Origin of the sequence: Sphingomonas sp. GM_Shp_1 (assembly GCF_026540895.1) — a bacterium.
Taxonomy (GTDB): Bacteria; Pseudomonadota; Alphaproteobacteria; order Sphingomonadales; family Sphingomonadaceae; genus Sphingomonas.
Window position 1 is genome coordinate 1 of record NZ_JALNUR010000029.1, and the last position, 24,125, is coordinate 24,125.

Genomic DNA, 24,125 nt, shown 5'->3' on the forward strand with positions numbered 1-24,125 from the left:
CAGTTCGTGGCCTAACCCTCCCCCATCCCAGTTGTGGGCGAACGATGCCCCGCATCGTTCAGGCCATGCCGAGGGCATGACCAACCCACAACTCGCCTGCGGGAGGGGAGCGGCCAGATGCGAGGTAATTGGCTCCATCAAACCCCCTCCCCCACCAAATCCCCACCGCGCCGCAGCAGATACACATCCATGATCCACCCATGGACCCGCCGAAGCTCGGCCCGGCGCGCGACGATACGCTCGGCGACATCCCCCAGCCGCCCGACCTCGATTGCCTGCTGTGCCATCCCCAGATACGCCCCCCACCAGATCGCCGCATCCGGCTGGTCCAGCGTCGTGAAGGCACAGCCTCCGTCGAGCATCACCGCGACGCTGTCCGCACCCTCGGGCCAGCCGCCCTCGCGCAACCGTCGTCCGGTCGTCACCATCACCGGCGCACCCACCGCGTTGAACGGAATGGCATGGGCCGCGCAGAGCAGTTGCAGGCTGGTGATCCCCGGCACCACCGTCACCCGCTCGACCGCAATCAGCCGCCGGGCGATGCGGATCGTACTGTCGTAGAGCGACGGATCGCCCCAGACGAGCAGCGCCACCCTTCCTCCAACCGGCAGCGCCCGCGCGATCTCCGCCGCCCAGCATTCGGCGATCGCGTCATGCCAGCGCTCGACCGTGTCGAGATAATCGCCTTCGGCCGCGCGTATCGGCAGGTCGAACTCCACCACCCGCGTCGCCGCTCCCGCCAGCACCTGTGCGCAGATGTCACGGCGCAGGTCGATCAACTCGGCCTTGTCTTCTTTACGCGGCAGCAGGATCAGATCGGCGGCGCGCATCGCGGCCTCGGCGGCGCGGGTCAGGTGGTCGGGGTTGCCCGTGCCGATGCCGATCAGGTCGAGATGGATCACATATCCTCCATCAGCGGGCCATAAAGGATCAGCGCCGCCTTGTCCGACACGCCCTCCGCCAGCCGTGCCGCGAGGTCACCCACGGTCGAACGGGTCAGCCGCTGGTCGGGGCAGCCGACATGCTCAGCCATCAGCGCGGGGGTCTCGGGCGACAGGCCGTGCGCGACCAACGCCTCGGCCAGCGCGGGGAAGGTCCGCTTGGGCATGAACACCACGGTGGTCGCGCCCGCATCGGCCAGCGCGGCCATGTTGCGGTCGGCGGGCAGCGCGCCGGTCACGTCATGGCCGGTCACGAACTGCACCCGCCGCGCCTCCGCCCGCCGGGTCAGCGGCAGCCCCGCCACCGCCGCCGCCGCGCTCGCCGCGCTGACGCCGGGGACGATCTCGAAGGGGATGCCCGCCGCCTTGAGCGCGAGAATCTCTTCCTCCAGCCGCCCGAAAATGCCGGGATCGCCGGACTTCAGCCGCACCACCCGCTTTCCGCTGAGCGCATGATCGACCAGCAGCCGGTCGATCTCGCCCTGCTTCGGCGAAGCCCGCCCAGCACGCTTGCCGACCGCGATCAACTCGGCATCGGCGCGGGCATGGCTCAGCATCGGCCCGGCGGCAAGGTCGTCGAACAGCACGACATCCGCCTCGCCCAGACAGCGCACCGCCTTCAGCGTCAGCAGCTCGGGGTCACCCGGCCCCGCGCCGACAAGGGACACAAACCCCTTCACCACCAGCGCGCCACCAGATGGAAGAAGGTGCCGGTGACATGCCCGCGCCGCGATCCGGTTTCGGGCACGGCGTCGCCTTGCGCATCCACGACATGGGCAAGCGGCGCATCCGGCTGTTCGAGGACGGTCGAGTAATGAAACTCATGCCCGCCCAGAACCGCCCCCTCGGGCATCCCCGCCACGTCGCCAAGCAACGTCGCGCGGCGATAGCCCAGATGCATTTTGCGCTTGGCATAGCTGGTGACAAGGCCAAGCAGCCCCGCCATGCGGTGGCTCACCCCCTCCGCATCGACCAGCGCCTCGCCCAGCGCCATATAGCCGCCGCACTCGCCATGGACCGGCTTCGTGGCGGCATGGGCAGCGAGCCCCGCACGGAACCGCTCCGCCGCCGCCAACCGCCCGGCATGGAGTTCGGGATAGCCGCCGGGCAACCAGACCAGATCGGCCGATGCATCCGGTGCCTCGTCGGCGAGCGGCGAGAAGGGCAATATCTCCGCCCCCCCGGCGCGCCAGCCCTCCAGCATATGCGGATAGACGAAGGAAAAGGCCGCATCCTGCGCCAGCGCGATCCGCTGCGCGGGCGGTGGCGGTAGGGTGCCGGACGACGCCGCCAAGGGCCCGGCATAGGCCGCCGCGCGCACCGCCTCCAGATCGACATGCGCCGCCAGGAACGCGGCATAGTCGCCGATCAGCCGGTCGAGTTCGGGATGCTCGACCGCCTGCACCAGCCCCAGATGCCGCTCGGGCAGAACCAGATCGCCGCGCCGGGGCAGCGCGCCGAAGACCGGCAGGCCGATCTCCTCGAAGCCGAGTTTCGCCAGCCGCTCGTGACGCGGGCTCGCCACGCGGTTGAGGATCACGCCCGCTACGCGCAGATCCGGGTCATAGCGCGCGAAGCCGAGTGCGGTCGCCGCCGCCGACTGGGCCTGGCCCGACACGTCGATGACCAGGATGACCGGCCAGCCCATGCGCCTGGCCGTCTCCGCGCTGCTCCCCATGCCGGTCGCGCCGGGTTTGGCGACGCCATCGAACAGCCCCATCGAGCCTTCCGCCAGCACGAGGTCCGCATCCGCCCCGCGCCGGCCCAGCGTGTCGAGCAGCATCGCCGGCATCGCCCAGCCATCGAGGTTGAACGAGGCGCGCCCACAGGCCGCGCGGTGAAAGGCGGGGTCGATATAGTCCGGGCCGCTCTTGAACGGCTGTACGCGCAGACCCGCATCGCGGAACGCGCGCAACAGGCCCAGCATCACCGTCGTCTTGCCGGTGCCCGAGGCGGGCGCGGCGATCATCAAGCCCGGAGTCATTCGACGCTGTTCCCGGGACGATAACGGCGGTCATAGCCTTCCGCATATAATCGGCTCTCGGCAAAATCGCTTTGGGAGAGGACGCGGCCGACCAGGATCAGCGCGGTCCGCTCCGGGCCGTCGGCGGCGGCGTCCTTGATGGTGGACAGCGTCGCGCGGACGATCCGCTGCTCGGGCCAGCTCGCGCGCCAGACGATCGCGACCGGGCAGTCCGCCCCGTAATGCGGGGTCAGGTCGGCGACGACCTTGGCCAGATTGTGGATCGACAGATGGATGGCCAGCGTCGCGCCGGTCGCGGCAAAGGCGGAAAGCGACTCTCCCTCCGGCATGGCGCTGGCGCGGCCGGGGGTGCGGGTCAGGACCACCGACTGAGCGATGCCGGGCAGGGTCAGTTCGCTCTCCAACACCGCCGCCGCCGCCGCGAAGGACGGCACGCCCGGCGTCACCGAGACGGGAATGCCGAGTTCGCGCAGGCGCCGCACCTGCTCGCCCATCGCCGACCAGACCGACAGGTCGCCCGAATGGAGCCGGGCGACGTCCTGTCCCCTGGCGTGGGCGTCCGAAATTTCGGCCATGATCTCGTCGAGCGTCATCGGCGCGGTGTTCACGATCCTGGCACCCGGCGGGCAATGGGCGAGCACCGCTTCCGGCACCAGCGATCCGGCATAGAGGCAGACCGGGCAGGCCGCGATCAGGTCGCGCCCGCGCAGGGTCAGCAGGTCGGGGGCGCCGGGTCCGGCGCCGATGAAATGGACGGTCATAATCTAAGTCCCTGGGCGATGGCGCAGGTCGCCATGCAGTCGGAGGAAATCTGGCGCGTAACGACGATCCGCGCGCCCGGCCCGGCGGCGGCGAGCGCGACGGCTTCGGCGACACTGCCGACGCCGCGATGGGTCAGGCTGGGGTCGGATTGGGTCGGCGTGGCGATGCCGTTCAGTTGGGCGGGCGGAACGGGCAGAACGGACAGCCCCTCCCCTCGCGCGAAACCGGCGATCAGCGCGGCCCGATCCTCCGGCACGGCGAGGCCATCGGGCCGGACGCCCGTCGCGGCCAGCGCGTCGCGGAAGGACTCAGGTGTCGCCCCCGCCCGGCATCCGAAACCGGCGATCACCATGCGACCCGCCATTGCACGATGGGGTAGCTCGCCTTCCACCCGCGCTTGGTGCCCAGCGGCCGCGCGCGCGCCAGTTCGATGCGCAGCAATTCTCCGCCAAAGCGCGAATGGCACTGGGCCAGCAGCGCCTCGGTCTCCAGCGTTACACCGTGCGCGACGAGCCGACAATGCGGCAGGGTGCGCAGCGCGTCCACCAGTTGCGGCGACAGGCCACCGCCGACGAACACCGCATCCGGCTGCGGCCGGTCGACGAGGCTCGTGACGGCATCGCCCTCGACCAGTTCCAGTCGCTCCATGCCCAGCCGAGCGGCATTGGCGGCGGCGCGGGCGAGGCGGTCCGGGTCACGCTCGAACCCGACCGCGCGGGTCGTGGTGTCGCTCAGCAGCCATTCGATCGCGACCGATCCCGATCCCGTGCCGATGTCCCACAGCAACTCTCCGGGTCGCGGGGCCAGCGCCGACAGCGCCAGCGCGCGGACGGGGCGCTTGGTGATCTGTCCGTCATGATCGAACCAGTCATCGTCCAGACCGCTCACACGGGGGAGGACGCGGCCCCCTCCCGCAGGTTCGATGGCGACCGCCACGGGATGCGCGATGTCGGTCCAGTCGAGCGCCGCCGCCGGGCACGACCGCACCCGCTCGCGCGGGCCGCCCAGCGCCTCCAGCACCGTGAGGGCGCTGTCGCCGAACCCCTGCTCGGCCAGCCACGCCGCCAGCCCGGTCACCGACGCCCCGTCGCGCATCAGCGCCAGCACCCGCCGCCCCGGTGCCAGATGCGGGCGCAGGGTTTCGACGGGACGGGCGTGAAGCCCGACGCTCTGGATGGTCTCGACCGGCCAGCCCAGCCGCGCCGCCGCCAGCGACAGGGTGGAGGGCGCGGGGTATGCGACCCACTCGCCCAGCTCCAGATGACGGGTCACGACCGAGCCCGCCCCGAACCAGAAGGGATCGCCCGAGGCGAGCATCACCACCCGCTGCCCCCGCCGCTCCAGCAGCATCGGCACGCCATCGGCAAAGGGCACAGGCCAGACGATGTGCTCGCCCCTACCCTGCCCGGCCAGCAGCGACAGGTGACGGGGCGCGCCCATCACGCTATCGGCGGCCTGGATCGCGGCGCGGGCGGGGGCGATCAGGCCGTCCCAGCCATACTCGCCGATCCCGACGATCGTCAGCCAGGGTTCGGAGTCAGCCATGCGCCATATCCTTCTGCTCGGCGGCACGACCGAGGCGAGCGCGCTGGCCACCGCGCTGGCGGCACGCGGCGAGCGCGCGGTGCTGAGCTATGCGGGCCGCACCGACCATCCGCGCGCCCAGGCCATTCCGATGCGGGTGGGCGGGTTTGGCGGTGTCGAGGGACTGGCGGATTACCTGACCCGCGAAGGTGTGACCCATCTGGTCGACGCCACCCATCCCTTCGCCGCGCGGATCAGCGCCAACGCCATCGCCGCGGCGGAACTGGCCGGTGTGCCGCTCCTCGCGCTGACGCGCCCCGCCTGGGAGCAGGGTCCCGGCGACCGCTGGATTCATGTTGCCGATACGATGGAGGCGGTCGCCGTACTCGGCGCCGAACCCAAGCGCGTCTTCCTGGCGCTCGGCCGCCAGACCATCGGCGACTTCGCTTATGCTGCGCAGCATTTCTACCTGCTGCGCTTCGTCGACGCCGCCCAGCCGCCCGCTTTGCCACACCACCATCTGGTGGTGGATCGCGGCCCCTTCACGCTGGCGGGGGAATTGGCGCTGCTGCGCGAACAGCGGATTGCGGTGATCGTGGCCAAGAATGCGGGTGGCGCCGGCGCGCGGGCCAAGCTGGACGCCGCGCGCGAACTCGGGCTGCCGGTCGTGATGATCGACCGGCCCTTCATTCCACTCCGCCCGCAGGCGGACAGCGTCGCGGCTGTACTCGACTGGCTGGATCACGGCGTCGTCCGGGGGGTGTAGAGGATCGGCTGGCCAGCATGGGGCACGATCCGCGTACGGCTGGACCCGATGATCACAACGGTGCGCATATCGGCCATCTCGCCACGCGCTTGCCGAAGCGGCACGATGCGCAGATGCTCCTCGGGTGTGGAGACGGCGCGGGCGAACAGCACCGGGCGCGCGTCGCCGCAAACTTCCCGCAACAGCGCGAAGGCCGCGTCCAGCGCATCGGGCCGCGCCTTCGACCGGGGATTGTAGAGCGCGATGGCGAAATCCGCCTCCGCCGCCAGCGCCAGCCGCCGCTCGATCAGCGCCCGCGGCTTGAGGTTGTCCGACAGGTTGATCGCGCAGAAATCATGGCCCAGCGGTGCGCCTGCCCGTGCGCTCGCCGCCAGCATCGCGGTGATGCCGGGCAGGACGCGGATGTCGAGATCGTGCCAGCGCGCGGGGTCTTCCTCCACCCGCTCGAAGATCGCCGCCGCCATCGCGAACACCCCCGGATCGCCCGAGGAAACGACGACCACGCGCCCGCCCGCCTCCGCCATCTCCAGCGCGTGCAGCGCCCGGTCGCGCTCGACCCGGTTGTCGCTGGCATGACGGGTCAGACCCGGCCGCTCAGGCACCCGCGCGACGTAAGGAATGTAGCCGACGACATCGGTCGCCTCGGCCAGCGCCGCCGACACCTCGGGCGTGACCATCGCGTCCGCCCCCGGCCCCAGCCCCGCGACGATCAGCCAGCCACTCATGGCCGCCGCCCTTCCCCGTGGATCAGCGCGATGGAGAAATAGGGGGCGGGCGCATCCTCTACTTCGGAGAGGCGGCGCACCCGCTCCCCGGCCTGGGCGGCATGTTCGACCAGCCACGCCTGCTCCGTCCGCCCCGCCGCCGCGATGGCGCGGCGCAGCTTGGGCAGATGGCGGCCGATCTTCATGACGACCAGCGCATCGGTCTCTGCGATGCGGCGGGTCAGCTCCGCTTCGGGCAGGGTCGCCATCGCGACGGTCAGGACATCGTCGCCCCAGGTGATCGGCGCGCCGCTGGCGGTCCAGGCGCCCGACATGCCGGTGATGCCCGGCACCACCGCGACGGGGGCGTGGGTCCGCAACCGGCTGTGCAGGTGCATGAACGATCCGTAGAAGAACGGATCGCCCTCGCACAGCACCACCACATCCTCGCCACCCCGCACCAGCGACAGGATATGCGCGGTGCATGTCGCATAAAAGGCCGACAGGTATTCGTTATAGCGCGGATCGGTGAAGGCGATCTCGGTCGTGACCGGATAGTCCATCGGATATTCGACCACATCGTCGCGCAGCATCCCCTCGACGATGGTGCGCGCATGGCCGCGCCGCCCGGCCTTTCGGAAATAGGCGACATGCCGCGCCCCGCGCACCAGCCGGTCGGCGCGGACGCTCATCAGGTCCGCCGCGCCCGGCCCCAGCCCGACGCCGTGAACGGTCCCCGTCATTCGGCGCGGCTCGCCAGCGCGTTGATCGCGGCCACCGTGATCGCGCTGCCGCCGGGGCGCCCCTTCACGATGGCGCATGGCACGGGTTGCGCCTCCCACAGCGCATCCTTCGACTCCATCGCGCCGACAAAGCCGACCGGACAGCCGATGATCGCCGCCGGGCGCGGGCAGGCGGGATCTTCCAGCATGGTCAGCAGATGGAAGAGCGCGGTCGGCGCATTGCCGATCGCCACCAGCGCGCCCGCCAGATGCGGCCGCCACAGCTCCAGCGCGGCGGCGGAGCGGGTCGTGCCCATCTGCCTGGCCAGTTCGGGCACCGACGGGTCGCGCAAAGTGCAGATCACCGGATTGTCGGCGGGCAGCCGCGCGCGCGTGACGCCTTCGCTGACCATATGCGCATCGCACAGGATCGCCGCGCCCGCCGCCAGCGCCTGCCGCCCCGCCACCGCGAAACCGGCCGAGAAGTGGATCGAAGGCGCGAGTTCGACCAGCCCGGCGGCATGGATCATGCGGACCGCGACCGGCTCTTCCTCCTTGTCGAATCGCGCCAGTTCCGCCTCGGCACGGATGATGGCGAAGGACTGGCGATAGATCGCCGCGCCATCGGTTTCGTAACTATACGGCATTAACAGGCTCCGAGAAGCGCGACCGCCCGCTCGGGCGTCAATCCGGTGTGAAGGGGCGCGGCCCCGGCGCGGGCGTCCCTGGCCAGATCGAAAGCCCCCTCCCGCCCGGTCAGCACCCAGTCCGCCGCCCGTGCCCGTGCACAGCCCTTCGCGCAACCCGATATGTGCAGGCGACCCTCGACCAAAGGCGCAAGACGGGCGGCAAGATCGCGGGTGGCGACGCTCGCCTGGGGACAGGCGGGCGCGCCGACACAGGCGTCGACATGGAGGATGGGGGTGTCTTCGAGGATCATGCCCTTGGCGGGTATCGGGGCGACACCCTCGACGAGGAGCATACGCCACGGGGTCAGGCGAATGGGTGCGCTTCGGCCCGCCAAGGCCTGCGCGTCGATGCGGCCAAAGGGAAGGCCATAGACCGCTCCCCATGAATGCGCGCCGGGTCGCAGCGGCGTGGCGGACGGCGCGGGGACCGCATCGCCGGACGCCCATGCCGGAAGCGGGGCCCTATGGCGGGCCATGCGCCCGGCTGTACTGCCGCCACTGGCGACGAACCAATGCGCCAGCCGGATCAGCATCGTGACGGCGTCCGCGCGTTGGACAGCGACGCCGGTGGCTCGCCCATCGGCGCGAAGCAGCAATTCGCCACCTAGCCCCCGCTCGATCCGAAAATCGCCGGGCGCCTCGCTCAGCATCGGTGCGGGCCCCGCATCGACCACGAAGCCGACCTTGCCCGGCAGGTCGGGCAATTCGGCCAGCCGCGCGCGGAGTTCTGTCGCGATGGCATGGCTGTCGTCCCCATCCCGCCATTCGGGCTGGATGAGGATCGCGCTCCGCCCCTCTCGCACCGGATCGGGATCGACCAGCCCCAGCGCCTGCAATTCGGCGAGCAGCGTGGACCAGCCTTCCTCGCCGACACCCCGGATTTGCAAATTCGCGCGCGAGGTCAGGTCGATCTGGCCATTACCGTGCCGGATCGCGGCCCGACACAGACCCTCGACCTGCGGGCCCGTAAGCCGCCCCAGCGGCGGGCGGACACGCACGAGCAACCCGTCACCCGCCATCATCGGCCGCCACGCATCGGGGCACCAGCCCTTGACGACGAACCCGCTCATGTCGCGCCGTCCAGCATCGCCAGCACCGAATTGCGCCGCGTCCGCCACAACCCCGCCTGGTAGAGCGCCGCAAACCGCGCCTCCATTGCCGCGAGCGCCGCCGGGTTCGCCTGCGCCATGAAGTCGCGCACCGCGTCCTGCGCCAGCGTCGCGTCCCAATAGAGGTCGATCAGCGCGGCGGGCACCGCGTCCGCCAGATGCGCGAAGCTGCCGAGATGGTCGAGCGTCGCGGCGATCTCGGCCGCGCCGCGAAAGCCATGCGCCATCATTCCCTCCACCCAGCGCGGGTTTGCGGCGCGGGCATGGACGGTGCGGGCGATCTCCTCGGCCAGCATCCGCGCCTTCGGGTTGGCCGGATCGCGCGTGTCGAGATGATAGAGCGATGCCGCCCCCTCCCCCAAGGCCGCGCGCGCCGCCGCGAACCCCGCCTGATGCGCGGCATAATCGGCGGCGAGCAGCAGGTCGCTTTCGGGCAGGTCGTGAAGGTGGACGAACGCCTGCGCCCCCGCCACCCGCGCCGCGATCCCCTCGGCATCGCGCCGATCGCCATCGTCCAGCGCGGTCGCCGAGGCGGCGAGCCAGCTCTGCCCCGCCTCGATCCGCGCGGCTTCGTCATAGCCCGCATTCGGGTCCAGCCCGATACCGTAGCGGCCCGGCGCGGGGCCATAGACGCGCGGGGTCGCCTGGCCGACATAGGGATTCCACTCGGCCGCTTCGTCGCGCTGGCCGAGCGCCCGCACTGCCTGCCCGAACAAGGCGACCAGATGCGGAAAGGCGTCGCGGAACAGCCCCGACACCCGCAGCGTCACATCGACGCGCGGCCGGTCGAAGCGCATCAGCGGCATCACCTCGAACCCTGTCACCCGTTCGGAACGGTGATCCCAGACCGGCTCGACCCCGATCAGGTGCAGCGCCATGGCGAACTCCTCGCCCGCCGTGCGCATCGTCGCGGAGCCCCAGAGATCGACGATCAGGGTGCGCAGGTAATCGCCCTCCTCCTGCATGTGGCGGCGGATCAGTTCCTCGGCGAGCGTGACCCCCTGTCGGTGCGCCGCCCGGCTCGGCACGGCGCGCGGGTCGATGGCGTAGAGGTTGCGGCCGGTGGGCAGCACATCGGCCCGGCCCCGATATGGCGATCCCGAAGGCCCCGCCGCGACGCGCTTGCCGTCCAGCCCGGCGAGCAGCCCGGCCCGCTCCGCCGCGCCCTGTTCGCCGCGGCCGAAAATGTGGAGCCCCTCGCCGAACTGGCTGTCCTTCACGTCGCAGACGAAGGCGTCGATCCGGGCCAACGGATCCTCCGCCCCCGCCAGCCCCAGCGTTTCGCCAAGGCCGACGCTCTCCGCTTCCTCCGCGATGCTGGCGCGGAGCCGGTCGCGGCGCGCGGGGTCGAGGCCATCGGCATTGGCATATTCGTCGAGCAACGCCTCCAGCCGCCCCAGCCCTGCGCCGCTCTCCGCCTGGACCAGGGCCGGGGGGACATGGCCGATGGTGACGGCGCCCAGCCGCCTTTTCGCCTGGGCCGCCTCGCCCGGATCGTTGACGATGAAGGGATAGAGGACCGGCCAGTCGCGCGTCAGCGCCTCGGGCCAGCAGGCGTCGGACAGCGCGACCGCCTTGCCGGGCAGCCACTCCAATGTGCCATGCGCACCGACATGGACCAGCGCGTCGATGCCTTGCGCGCGGAGCCAGAGGTAGAAGGCGACATAGCCGTGACGCGGGCAGCGCGAAAGGTCGTGATAATCGTCCGCGCGCGCTTCCCGCCGCCCGCGCTCGGGCTGGAGCGCGACGATGGCCTTGCCGAGCGTGACGGCAGGGAAGTGGAAGGCGTCGCCCTCGACCAGCGGATCATCCTCGACCGCGCCCCAGCTTTCAAGCAGATCGGCACGCAAGGCTTCGGGCAGTTGGCCAAGCGCTTCGCGATAGGCGGCGATCGGCCAGACGATCCGGTTGGCGAGCAATGCGGCGGGAAGGTCCGCGCGCGCCTCCACATCATAACCGGCCTCGCGCAAGTCGCTGAGAATGGCCTCCGTCGAGGCGAAACCGTCCAGCCCCACCGCATGGGCCGCCTGCCAGTCCTTGCCGGGATAGGTGGAGAGAAGGATCGCCAGCCGCCGCTCCGCCGCCGGAGTCGCGGCGAGCCTCGTCCAGCCCGCCACCTTGTCCGCCACCGCCGCGATGCGGGCGGGCTCCGCGCGGTGGAGGCGCAGGGCGATGTCGAAATCGGGGTCACGTTCCCCCGGTTGTTTGAAGCTGACCACGCCCGCGAACAGCCGCCCGTCGATCTCGGGCAGGACGACATGCATGGCGAGGTCGGCGGGCGACAGGCCGCGCGCCGAGCCCTCCCAACCCTGCCGGTCGCTGGTGGCGAGCGCGACCTGGAAGACCGGCACACCCGCACCGTCGAGCGGGGTGGTGTCGTCCTCGCCGCGCGCGGAAAAGGCGGTGGCGTTGATGATCACGGCGGGGGTGAGGGCCCTCACCCAGCGGGCGACCCACGGGCCCGCGCCCTCGGCCTTCAGCGAGGGGACGAACAGGGCGACGGGGTCGAAGCCGCGCTCGGTCAGGGCGGTGTGGAGGGCCGCGATGGGTTCGAGGTCGGCGGCGGCGAGATAGGCGCGGTAGAAGGTGATCAGGATGCGGGGGCGACTTCCGGCCAGTACACTGGCGGCCGGGCAAGCGATGCACTCAGGCAACCAACCGCCGACAGGGGCTATCAAAGGCGGAATCGCTTGCGGAGACGGCCCTCCCCCATCCCCTCCCGCCTGCGGGAGGGGCGTGTTTGTGGTGGCAGCTTGCGCACCTTCTATCGAAGCGTTCGTGTCAATGGCAGGACAGTTGCTTTCCAACTTGCCGACCGCCGCATCACGATAGCCCCTCCCGCAGGCGGGAGGGGTTGGGGAGGGCAAGGCCCCAAGCGACACCGCCTCGGCAAGCTCCCCCAAAACCACACCCGCCGCCTGAGCCCCCCCCGCATCGCACAGCGCCCCCAACCGCCGCACCACCGCCTCATCCACGGTGGACGCCGCCATCAACCGCCGGTCTTCGCGCCCATCCGCCGCCAGCACGACAAGCGCGATCCCCCGCTCGCGCGCCAGTCGCTCCACCTCGCGAAGGCCGTAATCCCAGTACGCCGCCCCGCCGATCAACCGGATCAGGATCGCCTTCGCGTGAACCAAAGTCTGCTCGACATAGGTGTCGACCGACAGCGGATGGACCAGCGCCGCCAGATTGGCGAGCCGCAACGACCAGGCGAATCCCCCCGCCCGCCAGCCCGCCGCAAAGGCGCTCAGGTCGCTGTCGGAGAAGGACAGGACGACCACATCACCGGGGCGCTGCCCCAGATCCTGAGGAACCGCCTGTTCCTCCAGCCCATGGCTCTCGCGAAAGACGAGATGCAACGTATCAGCCCTTCAGCACGGCCTCGATCGCCGAACGGTCGATCCGGTCATGCTCAGCGATGACGACCAACTGCGTGCCGCGCGGCTCGCCCGGCCTCCAGGGACGGTCGTAATTCGTCCGCACCCGGCGACCGACCGCCTGGACCAGCAGGCGCATCGGCTTGCCCGCAACGGCGGCATAGCCCTTCACACGCAATATGTCCTGCTGCTCGGCCAGTGTCACGATGCGCGCGGTCAGCGCCTCGGGGCTTTCCACCTCGCCCAGCATCACCGAGATGCTGTCGAAATCGTCATGCTCGTGATCGTCCGCGCCGTCATGGTGCGAGGGCCGCGCGGCGATGTCGTCCTCGGCGGCGGCCTCCAGCCCCAGCACGATCTCGGCAGAGACGATGCCGTCCACCGCCTCGACCATGGGCAGCGGGCGCGGCGCTTCGGCGGCGATGATTGCGCGCGCCCTGGCGACGCCCTCCGGCCCGGCGAGGTCGACCTTGGTCAGCAGGACCAGGTCGGCACAGGCCAGTTGGTCCTCGAACACTTCCGACAGCGGCGTTTCATGGTCGAGGCTGGGATCGGCGGCGCGCTGTGCCTCGACCGCGTCCAGATCGGGGGCGAAGCGGCTCGCCGCGACGGCCTCCGCATCGGCGAGCGCCACCACGCCGTCCACCGTGATGCGCGAGCGGATGGCGGGCCAGTCGAACGCCTTCAAGAGCGGCTTGGGCAGTGCCAGACCCGAGGTTTCGATCAGGATATGATCGGGGCGCGGCTCCATCGCGAGCAGCTTTTCGACCGTGGGAATGAAGTCGTCCGCCACGGTGCAGCAGATGCAGCCATTGGCCAGCTCGACGATATTCTCCGCCGGGCAATCGGGAATGGCGCAGGACTGGAGGATGTCGCCGTCGACGCCGAGCGTGCCGAACTCGTTGACGACCACCGCCAGGCGACGGCCGCCCGCGTTGCGGATCAGGTGGCTGATGAGCGTGGTTTTCCCTGCGCCCAGAAAGCCGGTGACGATGGTGACGGGGACCTTGGAAAGGTCACGCATGATGTTTCTCCGACGCGCCGGACGAGCAAGCGCGGACGCGGGGCCGATCACCGGAGCGGTGGCGAACGGGCGCTGTCGAATGCGTCCGCCCCGCTGTCCGGCGACCGATGCGGCCCCGGCCGCATGGCTTCGTCGCTCCCCGACGGAGAACCGTGCCCCGACCACCCCCTGGGTCCGGGCAAGAGCGACCATGACGCCGGCAGGTCTCCTGGCTCGCGGGTCGAAGCGAAGGGGATGCGCCTTCCCGGATCGCTCCAGTGGCCGTGTCTCCGATGGACACCAGCATCGCTCGCTCACCGCTTACAGTTGCAGGGACAGCCGGGGATTTGCACCCCATTCCCGTTTCAAAGCCCCAAGGGGCACCGGCGCGATCTTCAGGAGCTTTCACCCCCGATATGCGGCATTTATCCCGCCGTGCCGGGCTTGGCAATTCGCGCCTCCATCGCGGCGAACCCGCGCCAGCGATAGAGGAGGAAGCTCGCCCCCCAGCAGAGGACGAACAACCCGACAATGGCGAAGCCCAATATGTTGAAATGCTCGGACAGCGCGCCCGCATAACGGAACGGCCCCGCCGTCCAGCCGAACCGCTCGGCGAGCAGCGCGGTCGCCTGGATGCCCCCGATCACCAGCGCGACCAGCGCGGAGACCAGGGTGATCGTCATATTATAGTAGAGCTTGCGCAGCGGATGGACGAACGCCCACTCATAGGCGCCCAGCATCACCAGCCCGTCGGCGGTGTCGATCAGCGCCATGCCGACCGCGAACAGCACCGGAAACACCAGGATCGTCGCCAGCGACACGCCATCGGCGGCATGTGAGCCCGACAGGCCCAGGATCGCCACCTCGGTCGCGGTGTCGAAACCCAACCCGAACAGGAAGCCCAGCGGCGCCATGTGCCAGCTCCGCCGGATCAGCCGGAACAGCGGGCGGAACAGCCGCGACAGCGGCCCCTGCCCCGAAAACAGCATGTCGGCATCCGCCTCGACCATCGGCTCCCCGCGTGCGACGCGGCGGAAACGGGTCCACACGTCGCGCAGGATGATCAGGTTCATGACCGCGATGGCGAACAGGAAACTGGCCGAGACGATGGTGGCGATGGTCCCGCCGCTCTGCCCGAAGGCCTCGAAATCGGCGAGCGTGCTGGCGGCGAGCGCCACCGTGGTCGCCGCGATCAGGACGATGGCGGAATGGCCGATGGCGAACCACAGGCCGACCGCGATGGGCCGCTGGCCATCCTGCATCAACTTGCGGGTGACATTGTCGATGGCGGCGATGTGGTCGGCATCGACCGCATGGCGCAGCCCCAGGCTATAGGCGAGCAGCGCGGTGCCCAGCATCAGGCTGTTGCCCGCGAACACCGTCAGCGCCCAAGCCCAGACGGCGATGTTGACGACGACCAGCGCGCCCATCAGCAAGGCCACGCGGTGTTTCAAAGGTCGTCCATGCGAAGGAAATTCGGACATGGGGCAAAAGGCCCTCCCCCGGCGCCGTTGCGACAAGGGCCGGTCCTCCGCTGACGGTCGGGACTTCGGCCAGAGGCGGGCGCACGCCGGGCGAAGTTCCGATTCGGATCGGCCTGATGGCGTCGCTCGCATGATACAATATATCCCGCCGATGACCATCCCCTGGATCGCGGCAAGAGCGACTCGCACCGGCAGGTCTCCTGGCTCGCGGGTCGAAGCATCCGCGACACGGCCTTCCCGGATCTCTCCAGTGGCGGTCCCTGATGGGGGACCCGTGTCGCTCGCTCACCGCTTACAGTTGCAGGGACAGCCGTGGTTTTGCACCACATTCCCGTTTCAAGCCCCGAAGGGCACCGGTGCGATTGTGCGGATCGGCTGAAAGCCGCCGCGCCCCGACGGATACTATGCGGCCAATCGAGGCGCAAACCGCTTTATCGCGCGCGCCACGCAGCCTAATCGGGGGCCATGGTTTGGAAAGCGATGCGTCGATGCACCCCGGCGGCGGCGGCCATGCTCGCGGCCTGTTCGGGCGGCAACTACCGACCGGTCAGCGACTATCCGGTGCGGATCGGCAAGCCCTATACGGTGCGCGGGGTCACCTATGTCCCCGCCGAGGACGCGACATACGACATGCTGGGCTATGCCAGCTGGTATGGCAACGAATCGGGCAAGCGCACCGCCAATGGCGAACGCTTCCGCCCCGGCTGGGCGACGGCGGCGCATACCACCCTGCCCTTGCCCAGCTATGTCGAGGTGACGGCGCTGGATACCGGGCGGCGGATCATCGTCCGGGTCAATGATCGCGGGCCGTTCGCGGGATCGTCGCGGATCATCGACCTGTCACGCGGCGCGGCGGAACAACTCGGCCTGCGCGCGGTGGGCAAGGCGGCGGTGCGGGTTCGGCGGGTAGAGCCGGACGAAAAGGACCGCGAACGCCTACGCCATGGTAAGGCTGCCCGGCCATTGCCTCCGGTATCGGATGCGGTGCGGGCGAATTTGCTGTCGCAGATCGCGGCGGCGGGGATGACGGGGCGGTAAACCCCATTCCTCCCCAAGCTCGCTTGGGGAGGATCAAGCACAACGAAAAAAGCGGGCTTTCGCCCGCTCCGCCGTCATCCGCCCATGTTGGAAGAAGATTGGTCGGGGCGACAGGATTCGAACCTGCGACCCCCACACCCCCAGTGTGATGCGCTACCAGGCTGCGCTACGCCCCGACCGAGCGGCGGCCTCTAGGCGGGTTTTCCGTGGGATGCAAGCCTTGATGTTGCGATGGCCGGCACCCCACATCCGCGTCTCCATTGCGCCTGTCCGCCTGCGATGGTAGCGGGCAGGCTATCCGACATGGGGGCTTGTCGATCGTCATCGGTCGGCCGGTGCCCGTGCCCATTCAGCATAGACGGGTCCGAATGTTCATTCCCTTCACCGCCCAGGCAACCACCGGGGCCGCCGCATCGAGCGGCGCCGCCTCGTTCCTCAGCCTCGCGCCGCTGCTCCTCGTCTTCGTGGTCTTCTACTTCCTGATGATCCGCCCGCAACAGCGTCGCATGAAGACGCTGCAGGCGGCGGTCGAGGGGGTCAAGAAGGGCGATCAGGTCACCACGGCGGGCGGCATCGTCGGCAAGGTGACCCGCGTCGAAGACGCCCTGGTCGAGGTCGAGATCGCCCCCAATGTCCGCGTCCGCGTGGTCAAGGCGACGCTGACCGACGTGGTCGATCCGACCGCCAAGCCCGCGAACGACTGACCCCACGATGCTGGATTTCCCCCGCTGGAAGGTCGCTTCCATCGTCGCGCTGCTGGCGGCCCTGTGCCTGCTGGCGGTCCCGAGCTTTTTGCCCGAGAGCATGACCGACAAATGGGGGGCGATCCCCCATCCGCGCGTCAACAAGGGCCTCGACCTGGCGGGCGGCAGCTACCTGCTGCTGGAGGCGGACACCGCCGACCTCGCCAATACGCGGCTGGAGACGATGCGCGACCAGGTCGCGGCCGAGATGCGGCGCGGCAATCCGCGCATCGACATCGGCGACATCTCGGTCCGGGGCGGCCAGCTCAGCTTCATGCTGCGCGATCCGTCCCAGGTCGATGCGGCGCGCGAGCGGCTGCTGACGATCACCGGCGGCGGGGCGGGCATGACCGGCCAGCGCGAATGGGACATCCAGGTCGTCGATACCTCGCGCTTCGTCCTGAAGCCGACCCAGGCGGGCCTGACCCAGGCGGTCGACACCGCGATGAAGACCGCGACCGAGGTCGTGCGTCGCCGTATCGACGCGCTCGGCACCAAGGAACCGACCATCCTTCAGCAGGGCAGCAACCGCATCGTGGTGCAGGTGCCCGGTCTTCAGGACCCGCAACAGCTCAAGGACCTGATCGGCAAGACGGCCAAGCTGGAATTCAAGCTGGTCGACACCACCGCCAACCCGGTCGAGGTGGTCAAGGGCAATGCGCCCGCCGGCAGCCAGGTCCTGCCCTATCCGGGCAATCCGCTGGGTGCGCCGGTGATCGCGGTCAAGCGGCCGGTCATCATCTCGGGCGACCAGTTGATCGATGCGCAACAGACCTTCGACCAGCAGACCAACGCGCCGCAGGTGGCGATCACCTTCGACGCGCAGGGCGGCCGCAAGTTCGCGCGGATCACGCAGGAAAATACCGGCAAGCCGTTCGCGATCATCCTCGACGGCCAGGTGCTGTCGGCCCCGAACATCAACGAGCCGATCCTGGGCGGTCGCGCGTCGATCAGCGGCAACTTCACCGTCGACACCGCCAACCAGCTGGCAATCTCGCTCCGGTCGGGCAAGCTGCCGATCGACCTGAAGGTGGTCGAGGAACGCACCGTGGGCCCCGATCTGGGCGCCGACTCGATCCGTGCGGGCATCCTGGCCTCGGCGATCGCGGCGGTCGCGGTCATCATCTTCATGACCGTCACCTATGGCCGGTTCGGCATCTATGCGAACATCGCGGTCGTCATCAACGTGCTGGTCATCCTGGCCGTCATGGCGATGCTGAACGCGACTTTGACCCTGCCGGGTATCGCGGGCTTCATCCTGACCATCGGCACCGCGGTCGACGCCAACGTGCTGATCAACGAGCGAATTCGCGAAGAGCGACGGCGTGGGCGAAACGTCGTCCAGGCGGTCGAGCTGGGGTATAAGGAGGCCAGCCGCACCATCTTCGAGGCGAACGTGACGCATGCCATCTCGGGCGTGATCATGCTCGTGCTCGGCTCGGGCCCGGTGAAGGGCTTCGCGGTCGTGCTGCTGATCGGCATCGTGACCAGCGTGTTCACCGCCGTTACCTTCACGCGGATGCTCGTGGCGCTGTGGTTGCGCCGCGAAAAGCCCAAGACCATCAATATTTGAGGCAGGAGAACAGATCATGCGCCTCCTGAAACTCGTCCCCGACAACACGAACATCGACTTCGTCCGCCTGCGCGGCTGGGCGTTCGGGCTGACGCTCGCGCTCACCCTGCTGGCGGTCGGCGTGACGTTCGTGAAGGGCCTCAATCTGGGCGTCGACTTTGTCGGCGGCCTGATGATCGAGGAGAAATTCCCCGCCCCGCCCTCGGCCGACCGGGTTCGTTCGGTCGTCGACGGCCTGGGCGTGGGCGAAGCCAATATCCAGACGGTCGGCGACGGCCGCACCATCAGCATCCGCCTGCCGGTGCCGAAGTCCAACGACGAAGGCGCGACCAACGCCGTCGTCCGCAAGGTCGAGACCGCGCTGGGCCAGCAGTTCCCCGGCGCGACCTTCACCCGTTACGACACGGTGTCGGGCAAGGTATCCGGCGAGCTGATCAAGCACGGCGTGCTGGCGGTGGTGCTGGCGATCCTGGGCATCGGCCTGTTCGCCATCTTCCGCTTCGAATGGCAGTTCGGCGTGTCGACCATCGTCGCCATCGTCCACGATCTGCTGGTCACGCTGGGCTTCTTCGCGGTGACGCAGTTCGAGCTGGACCTGACGATCATCGCGGCGTTCCTGACCATCATCGGCTATTCGATCAACGACAAGATCGTCATCGACGACCGCATCCGCGAGAATATGCGCCGCTATCGCAAGATGGAGATGCGCGAGATCATCAACCTGTCGGTGAACGAGACGCTGCCGCGCACGGTGATGACCTCGGTCACGATCCTGCTGGCGCTGATCGCGCTGCTGCTGCTGGGCGGCCATGTGCTGCGCGGCTTCACCGCGGCGATGATCCTGGGCATCGTGGTCGGCACCTATTCGTCGATCTACGTCTCGTCCTCGCTGCTCATCACCTTGGGCCTGCGCGCCGAGCCCAATCGCGAGAAGCCGGGCACCACCGACAAGCGCAAGGTCGCCGATGCCGAGCGGATCACCCCGCGCGAGCCATGAGCGATTCGATCCGCATCACGCGCGATCCGACCGCGCCCGGCCCGATCGTCCGTGGCTTCGCCGCCACGGGCTTTCGGGTCGGCGAGATCGCCTATCCCGCGCTGTTGCTCTCGCCCGACTGGCATGAGCCGTGGAGCCCGCCGCCCTTCGAGGCGCTGACGGCGGAGTCGGTCGCCGAACTGGTTGAAGAAGCGCCGGAATTCCTGTTGCTCGGCACCGGCACGACCCTGCGCCGCGCCCCCGCCGCCTTCGTCGCCGCCTTGGAAGCCCGTGGGCTGGGCGTCGAAGTGATGGACAGCCGTGCCGCCGCCCGCGCCTGGGGCGTGCTGCGCAGCGAAGGCCGCAAGATCTGCGCGGCGCTCTACCCGCTCGACGCCTGACGCTTCGGCGCGGGCGGGGCTCATCGTCTGACGAAGCGCGATCGCGAAGACCGGAAATTTTTGTTCGCGCGGAGGCGCGGAGGACGCGGAGAGGTTTCGCCTGCCGCGCCTTCAACCTGCGACTATCGGCTGTTGGTGAGGTGGGGCATGGCCCCGTGCGAGACATCTCTGCGTCCTCGGCGCCTCTGCGCGAACAAGTCTTTAGGCCCGATCGACATTCAGATATGCCGTTCTTTTCCCTCGCCCCTCATAGAGGGGAGAGGATTGCGCAGACTTGGGCTTTGCGAAGCAAAGGCTTAGTCGAAGCTGGGTGAGGGGTGCTGCGCTCGAAGAGCGCGCGAGCCTTCGGCTCGCTCAACCCCTCACCCAAGCTGCGCTAGCCAGCAGGCTGGCAAGCTCCGCTAACCCTCTCCCCTGTCCAGGGGAGAGGGAACAAGGAGCAGCATGAATATCGATTAGCCCTAACACCGCATGCCGACACCGTTGCGCGACACCAGTTCCGCCAGATGCGAGTGTAGCGCGGCCGCATTGGTCGGCCAGGTGAAGTCCCGCACCGTCGCCCGCACCGCCCATGGATCGGGGGCTTGGTCCAGCACGTCGCGGATCGCCACCGCGAAGGCTTCCGGCTCGGCCTGGGTGATCCGTCCGGCGGTGCGGCTGGTCACCACGTCGCCCGCCCCGCCCGCCGGCGTGATGACGATCGGCGTACCGCAGGCGAGCGATTCGACCCAGGCATTGGCCAGCCCTTCGGATGCCGATGCGAGCGCCATCACGTCCGCCGCGCCCAACAGTCCGGGCAACTCGTCATGCGGGATCGCGCCGATCAGGCGTACCCGATCCGCCACCCCCAACCGCTCGGCCCGGGCCTGCAAGGCGGTGCGATCGGCCCCCTCCCCCACGATCATCAGGGTGACGCCGGGCAGCCGCGCGACCGCGTCGATCACCACGCCATGGCCCTTGCGCGGGATCAGCGCGCCCAGGGACAGAATAAGCGGGCCGGAAACGCCCAGCCCAGCCTTGGCCTCGCCCCGGTCGATCGGCTGGAAGCGCGCCTGATCCACGCCGGTGTGATGAACCCGGACACGCCCGCGCGGGACGCCCAGTGCGGCAATGTCGTCCGCCATCGCGTCGCTGACCGCCAGCAGGCCGTCCGCCGCCACCGCCGCCCGCGCGACCTGATGGCGGGTCGCGGGCATATGGCCCCAATGGTGGATGTCCGCGCCCCGCGCCTTGATCGACACCGGCACGCCGTAGCGCCGCCCCAGCGCCACCGCCGCAGGGCCGTCGGGGAAGAAGAAGGACGCGTCGATCACGTCAAAGGCCCGTTCGTCGCGCAGCCGGTCCAGCACCGGGACCAGCGCACGGATCAAAGCGGGGACATGAAATCGCCCCCCCGTTCCCGGCAGGGTGGTGAAGCGTGGACGGCTGACGTCCAGGCCGCGCCATACCTCCCGCAACGGCATGGCCGCCTGGGCGCGGAAACGATCCGATCGCGCGAGCGGCCAGACGGGCAGGCCGATCGGCGCCACCACGCGCACCCCGACGCCGGGTCGCATCGCCAGCGCCGCGGTCTGCCGCTGGACGAAGATGCCGAAATTGGGCCGGGTCGAGTCGGGAAACAGGCTCGACAGGGTCAGCACGTTCAGCATGGATGCTCTTAGCCTCTGCCGACCGGCAAAATGCAGGTCGATCGACACTGGTTCTGGAAGCATCGTGCCCGGATGTCTGCAACATTTGTCCGGATCGATGAGCTTTAACCATAAGCCTCGCGAAACTAACGGCAATGACGGGATTCATTCATGTCCCCGACAGATGCGTCCTGACAGATTTGGGCCGTTGGGCTATCCGATGGACGGCTTCGGGGGGTGAGGACGCGATGGGGCGATTCGGACGTTGGGGTGCGGCACTGGCGCTGGTGGCGACGCTGGCGGGATGCGGTGACGGAGGCGACACGGCCACGGGATCGATGGCGAGCGGCGGCGGCGCCAATTCGCCGAGCGGCACTGCGGAATCGGCCTGTTCGCTGCGCAACCGCAAGAACTGGGTTTCGGCCCAGATGAACGAATGGTATCTCTTTCCCGAGACGCTGCCCGCCTCGCTCGACCCGTCGCCCTATGCGACGGTCAGCGACTATATCGACGCGCTGACCGCGACCGCGCGGGCGCAGCGCAAGGATCGGTATTTCACCTACATCACCTCCATCAGGGAGGAGGATGCCTATTACAACTCGGGTGCGGATGCGGGCTTCGGCTTTCGCCTGACCACCGATGCGACGCAGAGCAAGCTGCTGATCGCCGAGTCGTTCGAAAGCGGCGTGGCCCTGGCGGCGGGGATCGATCGTGGCACCGAAATCCGGGGGATCGGCACCACCGCCTCCGATATCCGGTCGATCCAGGCCATCGTCAGCGCCGATCCCAATAACGGCATCTCCGACGCGCTCGGCCCCGACACGGCGGGGACGACCCGCTATTTCACGGTCGCCGATCCATCGGGCGCGGTGCGCACCGTCCCGCTCACCAAGGCGACCTATACGCTGCAACCCGTATCGCCCAATTACGGGACGCAGATCATCACCGATAATGGCCAGCGTTACGGCTATATCAACCTGCGCACCTTCATCAGCACCGCAGACCCGCAGCTTCGCGCGGCCTTCGCGACCTTCAAGCAGCAAGGCATCACCCAGGTCGTCGTCGACTTCCGCTATAATGGCGGAGGGGCGGTATCGATCGCCGACCTGTTCAACAATCTGCTCGGCGGCGGGCGCCAAACCTCGGAGGTGCTGAGCTACGTCACCTTCCGCCCCAGCAAGTCCGCGGAGAATGAGACGACCTTCTTCGCGCCCCAGCCGGAATCGATCATCCCGTCGCGGGTCGCGTTCATCGGCACCGGCGGTACGGCCTCCGCGAGCGAAGGCGTGATCAACCGCGCTCTGCCCTATCTGGGCCGCAACATGGCGCTGATCGGCGCCAACACCTATGGCAAGCCGGTGGGCCAGATCGCACGCGACAACGCCCAGTGCGACGACCGCCTGCGCGTGATCGCCTTCGCCATCCAGAACGCCAATCGGCAGGGCGACTATTATAACGGGCTGGCGGGCACTGTACCCAATAGCTGCCGCGCGGGCGACGACCTGACCCGCCGGATGGGCGATCCGCAGGAAGCCTCGACCCGCGCCGCGCTCGATTTCCTCCAGGGCAAGAGTTGTACGCCGATCAGCGCCGGCGCCTCGGGCCAGTCGGCGGGTGACGGCCCGCGCAAGCTGGTCCAGCCCCTGCGCCCCTCGGCCGCGCAGCGGGATGTGCCGGGGCTGTTCTGAAGCGCCTGTTTGATTCCTCCCCTTCCAGGGGAGGAATATGCTCTTACAGCCGCTGGGTACCCGCATAGGCGAACAGCGCGTCGCCGTCCGCCGACAGGGTGACGGTCTCCGTCCCCGTCACCGTCAGGCACTGGCCCGCCTGGAACGCGACGCCCGCGACCTCACCCGATCCGGTGATCGGGATCAGCCACGCCGTCCGCCCCTCGGGGAGGGCGACCGCGTGATCGCCCGCCGCCCAGCGCTCCAGCACGAATTTGGGCCCTTCGACCAGGATGTCGCGCCCCTCGCCCGCCGGTCCCGGCGAGACGATCGGCTGATACGGGGTCAGGTGCGCGACATCGACGCCGTCCTCCAGATGCAATTCGCGGTCGCTGCCATAGTCATAGAGGCGATAGGTCGTCTCGCTGTTCTGCTGCACCTCGATCACGGTCAGCCCGGCGCCGATCGCATGGATGGTGCCCGACGGCGCGTAATAGAAATCACCTTCCTTCACGGGCACCCAGTCGAGATCCGCCTCGACCGAGCCGTCCAGCGCATCGGCGCGGAGCTGCTCCTTGGTCATCGGCGCCTTGGGGCCCAGCGCGATGGTCGAATCGGGCTCGGCGGTCAGGATCGTCCAGCATTCGTCCTTGCCGCGCGGCAGGCCACGGGCCTGGGCCTGTTCATCGTCGGGATGGACCTGTACCGACAGCTTCTCGCTGGTGAACAGATATTTGATGAGCAGGTCGGGCGAGGTGTCGCCGGGTTCCTGGAACCAGACCTCGCCGATCGGCGCGCCATCGGCGGGGGCGTCCTCGAACCCCGGATAGAGCGTGTGGCGGCCCCAGGGCTTTTCGACGCGGTGGGTGTGGAGCAGCGTGGCGGGCATGGTCTGTCTTTCCTTCCAAGCGGGCGACGGTGAAACCGCCGGTGGACCGGGCTGTTCCGCCCCGCCGTCATCCCCTCTGCCATGCCGCGACCGGCCCACGCATGGCAAGCCGTTACGCCCCCGGATTCCTGACGATCACCGATGC

The 24,125-nt window shown here is 69.1% G+C and carries 22 protein-coding genes, 1 tRNA gene and 2 riboswitches; of the genes, 7 read left to right on the plus strand and 16 right to left on the minus strand.

The window, feature by feature from the left end; genetic code table 11:
- Positions 1-137 precede the first annotated feature (137 nt).
- Genes cobF through cbiE form a run of 6 tightly spaced genes read right to left on the minus strand, consistent with a single transcriptional unit; the run spans position 138 to position 5,232 of the window.
- The gene (gene cobF, locus OXQ33_RS13530) at positions 138-902 is read right to left on the minus strand and encodes a precorrin-6A synthase (deacetylating) (protein WP_267435223.1); all 765 of its coding nucleotides are present in this window, start codon (positions 900-902) and stop codon (positions 138-140) included.
- Positions 899-1,624, minus strand: a complete 726-nt coding sequence (gene cobA, locus OXQ33_RS13535) for a uroporphyrinogen-III C-methyltransferase (protein WP_267435224.1) — start codon at positions 1,622-1,624, stop codon at positions 899-901. Before cobA ends, cobF begins: the two co-directional genes overlap by 4 nt.
- A complete protein-coding gene (locus tag OXQ33_RS13540; protein ID WP_267435225.1) occupies positions 1,618-2,925 on the minus strand; it encodes a cobyrinate a,c-diamide synthase in 1,308 nt (435 codons plus the stop codon). Before OXQ33_RS13540 ends, cobA begins: the two co-directional genes overlap by 7 nt.
- Positions 2,922-3,686, minus strand: coding sequence for a precorrin-4 C(11)-methyltransferase (gene cobM / locus OXQ33_RS13545; RefSeq protein WP_267435226.1), 765 nt, complete (start codon positions 3,684-3,686; stop codon positions 2,922-2,924). The genes OXQ33_RS13540 and cobM overlap by 4 nt, the downstream gene beginning before the upstream one ends.
- Positions 3,683-4,039, minus strand: a complete 357-nt coding sequence (locus tag OXQ33_RS13550; protein WP_267435227.1) for a cobalamin biosynthesis protein — start codon at positions 4,037-4,039, stop codon at positions 3,683-3,685. The genes cobM and OXQ33_RS13550 overlap by 4 nt, the downstream gene beginning before the upstream one ends.
- Positions 4,033-5,232 carry a precorrin-6y C5,15-methyltransferase (decarboxylating) subunit CbiE gene (gene cbiE / locus OXQ33_RS13555; protein ID WP_267435228.1) on the minus strand — a complete coding sequence of 400 codons (1,200 nt, stop codon included), beginning with the start codon at positions 5,230-5,232 and terminating at the stop codon, positions 4,033-4,035. The genes OXQ33_RS13550 and cbiE overlap by 7 nt, the downstream gene beginning before the upstream one ends.
- Between cbiE and OXQ33_RS13560 the strand changes: the two genes are divergently transcribed.
- Complete coding sequence (locus OXQ33_RS13560; RefSeq protein ID WP_267435229.1) at positions 5,231-5,977, plus strand: cobalt-precorrin-6A reductase; 747 nt, start codon at positions 5,231-5,233, stop codon at positions 5,975-5,977. The two genes, cbiE and OXQ33_RS13560, sit on opposite strands and share 2 nt — an antisense overlap.
- On the opposite strand, the gene cobJ is transcribed toward OXQ33_RS13560, so the two are convergent.
- The 7 genes from cobJ to OXQ33_RS13595 all read right to left on the minus strand — a co-directional run bounded on the left by cobJ (position 5,953) and on the right by OXQ33_RS13595 (position 15,065).
- Positions 5,953-6,702, minus strand: a complete 750-nt coding sequence (gene cobJ, locus OXQ33_RS13565; RefSeq protein WP_267435230.1) for a precorrin-3B C(17)-methyltransferase — start codon at positions 6,700-6,702, stop codon at positions 5,953-5,955. The two genes, OXQ33_RS13560 and cobJ, sit on opposite strands and share 25 nt — an antisense overlap.
- Complete coding sequence (gene cobI / locus OXQ33_RS13570) at positions 6,699-7,424, minus strand: precorrin-2 C(20)-methyltransferase (protein ID WP_267435231.1); 726 nt, start codon at positions 7,422-7,424, stop codon at positions 6,699-6,701. Before cobI ends, cobJ begins: the two co-directional genes overlap by 4 nt.
- Positions 7,421-8,050 (minus strand): precorrin-8X methylmutase, encoded by a 630-nt coding sequence (locus tag OXQ33_RS13575; RefSeq protein WP_267435232.1) that lies wholly within the window; start codon positions 8,048-8,050, stop codon positions 7,421-7,423. The genes cobI and OXQ33_RS13575 overlap by 4 nt, the downstream gene beginning before the upstream one ends.
- Positions 8,050-9,162: a cobalamin biosynthesis protein CobG gene (locus OXQ33_RS13580; RefSeq protein WP_267435233.1), complete on the minus strand. Its 1,113-nt coding sequence runs from the start codon at positions 9,160-9,162 to the stop codon at positions 8,050-8,052. Before OXQ33_RS13580 ends, OXQ33_RS13575 begins: the two co-directional genes overlap by 1 nt.
- On the minus strand, positions 9,159-12,560 hold the full coding sequence (gene cobN / locus OXQ33_RS13585; RefSeq protein WP_267435234.1) for a cobaltochelatase subunit CobN: 3,402 nt from the start codon (positions 12,558-12,560) through the stop codon (positions 9,159-9,161). Before cobN ends, OXQ33_RS13580 begins: the two co-directional genes overlap by 4 nt.
- A 4-nt stretch (positions 12,561-12,564) precedes the next feature.
- On the minus strand, positions 12,565-13,602 hold the full coding sequence (cobW, locus tag OXQ33_RS13590) for a cobalamin biosynthesis protein CobW (protein WP_267435235.1): 1,038 nt from the start codon (positions 13,600-13,602) through the stop codon (positions 12,565-12,567).
- 180 nt (positions 13,603-13,782) lie between these two features.
- A riboswitch (cobalamin riboswitch) is annotated at positions 13,783-13,984 on the minus strand.
- Between the two features lie 22 nt (positions 13,985-14,006).
- Positions 14,007-15,065, minus strand: a complete 1,059-nt coding sequence (locus OXQ33_RS13595; protein ID WP_267435236.1) for a HoxN/HupN/NixA family nickel/cobalt transporter — start codon at positions 15,063-15,065, stop codon at positions 14,007-14,009.
- A gap of 172 nt (positions 15,066-15,237) precedes the next feature.
- Positions 15,238-15,438: riboswitch (cobalamin riboswitch) on the minus strand.
- 107 nt (positions 15,439-15,545) lie between these two features.
- Between OXQ33_RS13595 and OXQ33_RS13600 the strand changes: the two genes are divergently transcribed.
- Positions 15,546-16,103 (plus strand): septal ring lytic transglycosylase RlpA family protein, encoded by a 558-nt coding sequence (locus OXQ33_RS13600; RefSeq protein ID WP_267435237.1) that lies wholly within the window; start codon positions 15,546-15,548, stop codon positions 16,101-16,103.
- Positions 16,104-16,202: 99 nt separating this feature from the next.
- Here OXQ33_RS13600 and OXQ33_RS13605 read toward each other — a convergent pair.
- A tRNA-Pro gene (locus OXQ33_RS13605) sits at positions 16,203-16,279 on the minus strand.
- A 192-nt stretch (positions 16,280-16,471) separates the two neighbouring features.
- On the opposite strand from OXQ33_RS13605, the gene yajC reads away from it, so the two are divergent.
- Genes yajC through OXQ33_RS13625 form a run of 4 tightly spaced genes read left to right on the plus strand, consistent with a single transcriptional unit; the run spans position 16,472 to position 19,796 of the window.
- Positions 16,472-16,807 carry a preprotein translocase subunit YajC gene (yajC, locus tag OXQ33_RS13610; RefSeq protein ID WP_267435238.1) on the plus strand — a complete coding sequence of 112 codons (336 nt, stop codon included), beginning with the start codon at positions 16,472-16,474 and terminating at the stop codon, positions 16,805-16,807.
- Between the two features lie 7 nt (positions 16,808-16,814).
- Positions 16,815-18,419 (plus strand): protein translocase subunit SecD, encoded by a 1,605-nt coding sequence (gene secD, locus OXQ33_RS13615; RefSeq protein WP_267435239.1) that lies wholly within the window; start codon positions 16,815-16,817, stop codon positions 18,417-18,419.
- 16 nt (positions 18,420-18,435) lie between these two features.
- On the plus strand, positions 18,436-19,416 hold the full coding sequence (secF, locus tag OXQ33_RS13620) for a protein translocase subunit SecF (RefSeq protein WP_267435240.1): 981 nt from the start codon (positions 18,436-18,438) through the stop codon (positions 19,414-19,416).
- Entirely contained in the window at positions 19,413-19,796 is a 384-nt protein-coding gene (locus tag OXQ33_RS13625; RefSeq protein ID WP_267435241.1) for an Mth938-like domain-containing protein, read from the plus strand. Before secF ends, OXQ33_RS13625 begins: the two co-directional genes overlap by 4 nt.
- 461 nt (positions 19,797-20,257) lie before the next feature.
- Here OXQ33_RS13625 and OXQ33_RS13630 read toward each other — a convergent pair whose 3' ends face one another.
- On the minus strand, positions 20,258-21,445 hold the full coding sequence (locus tag OXQ33_RS13630; protein WP_267435242.1) for a glycosyltransferase: 1,188 nt from the start codon (positions 21,443-21,445) through the stop codon (positions 20,258-20,260).
- Between the two features lie 227 nt (positions 21,446-21,672).
- On the opposite strand from OXQ33_RS13630, the gene OXQ33_RS13635 reads away from it, so the two are divergent.
- The gene (locus OXQ33_RS13635) at positions 21,673-23,112 is read left to right on the plus strand and encodes a S41 family peptidase (RefSeq protein ID WP_267435243.1); all 1,440 of its coding nucleotides are present in this window, start codon (positions 21,673-21,675) and stop codon (positions 23,110-23,112) included.
- Between the two features lie 43 nt (positions 23,113-23,155).
- Here the strand turns inward: OXQ33_RS13635 and OXQ33_RS13640 are convergent, their stop codons facing one another.
- Entirely contained in the window at positions 23,156-23,980 is an 825-nt protein-coding gene (locus tag OXQ33_RS13640; RefSeq protein ID WP_267435244.1) for a phosphoheptose isomerase, read from the minus strand.
- Positions 23,981-24,125 lie beyond the last annotated feature (145 nt).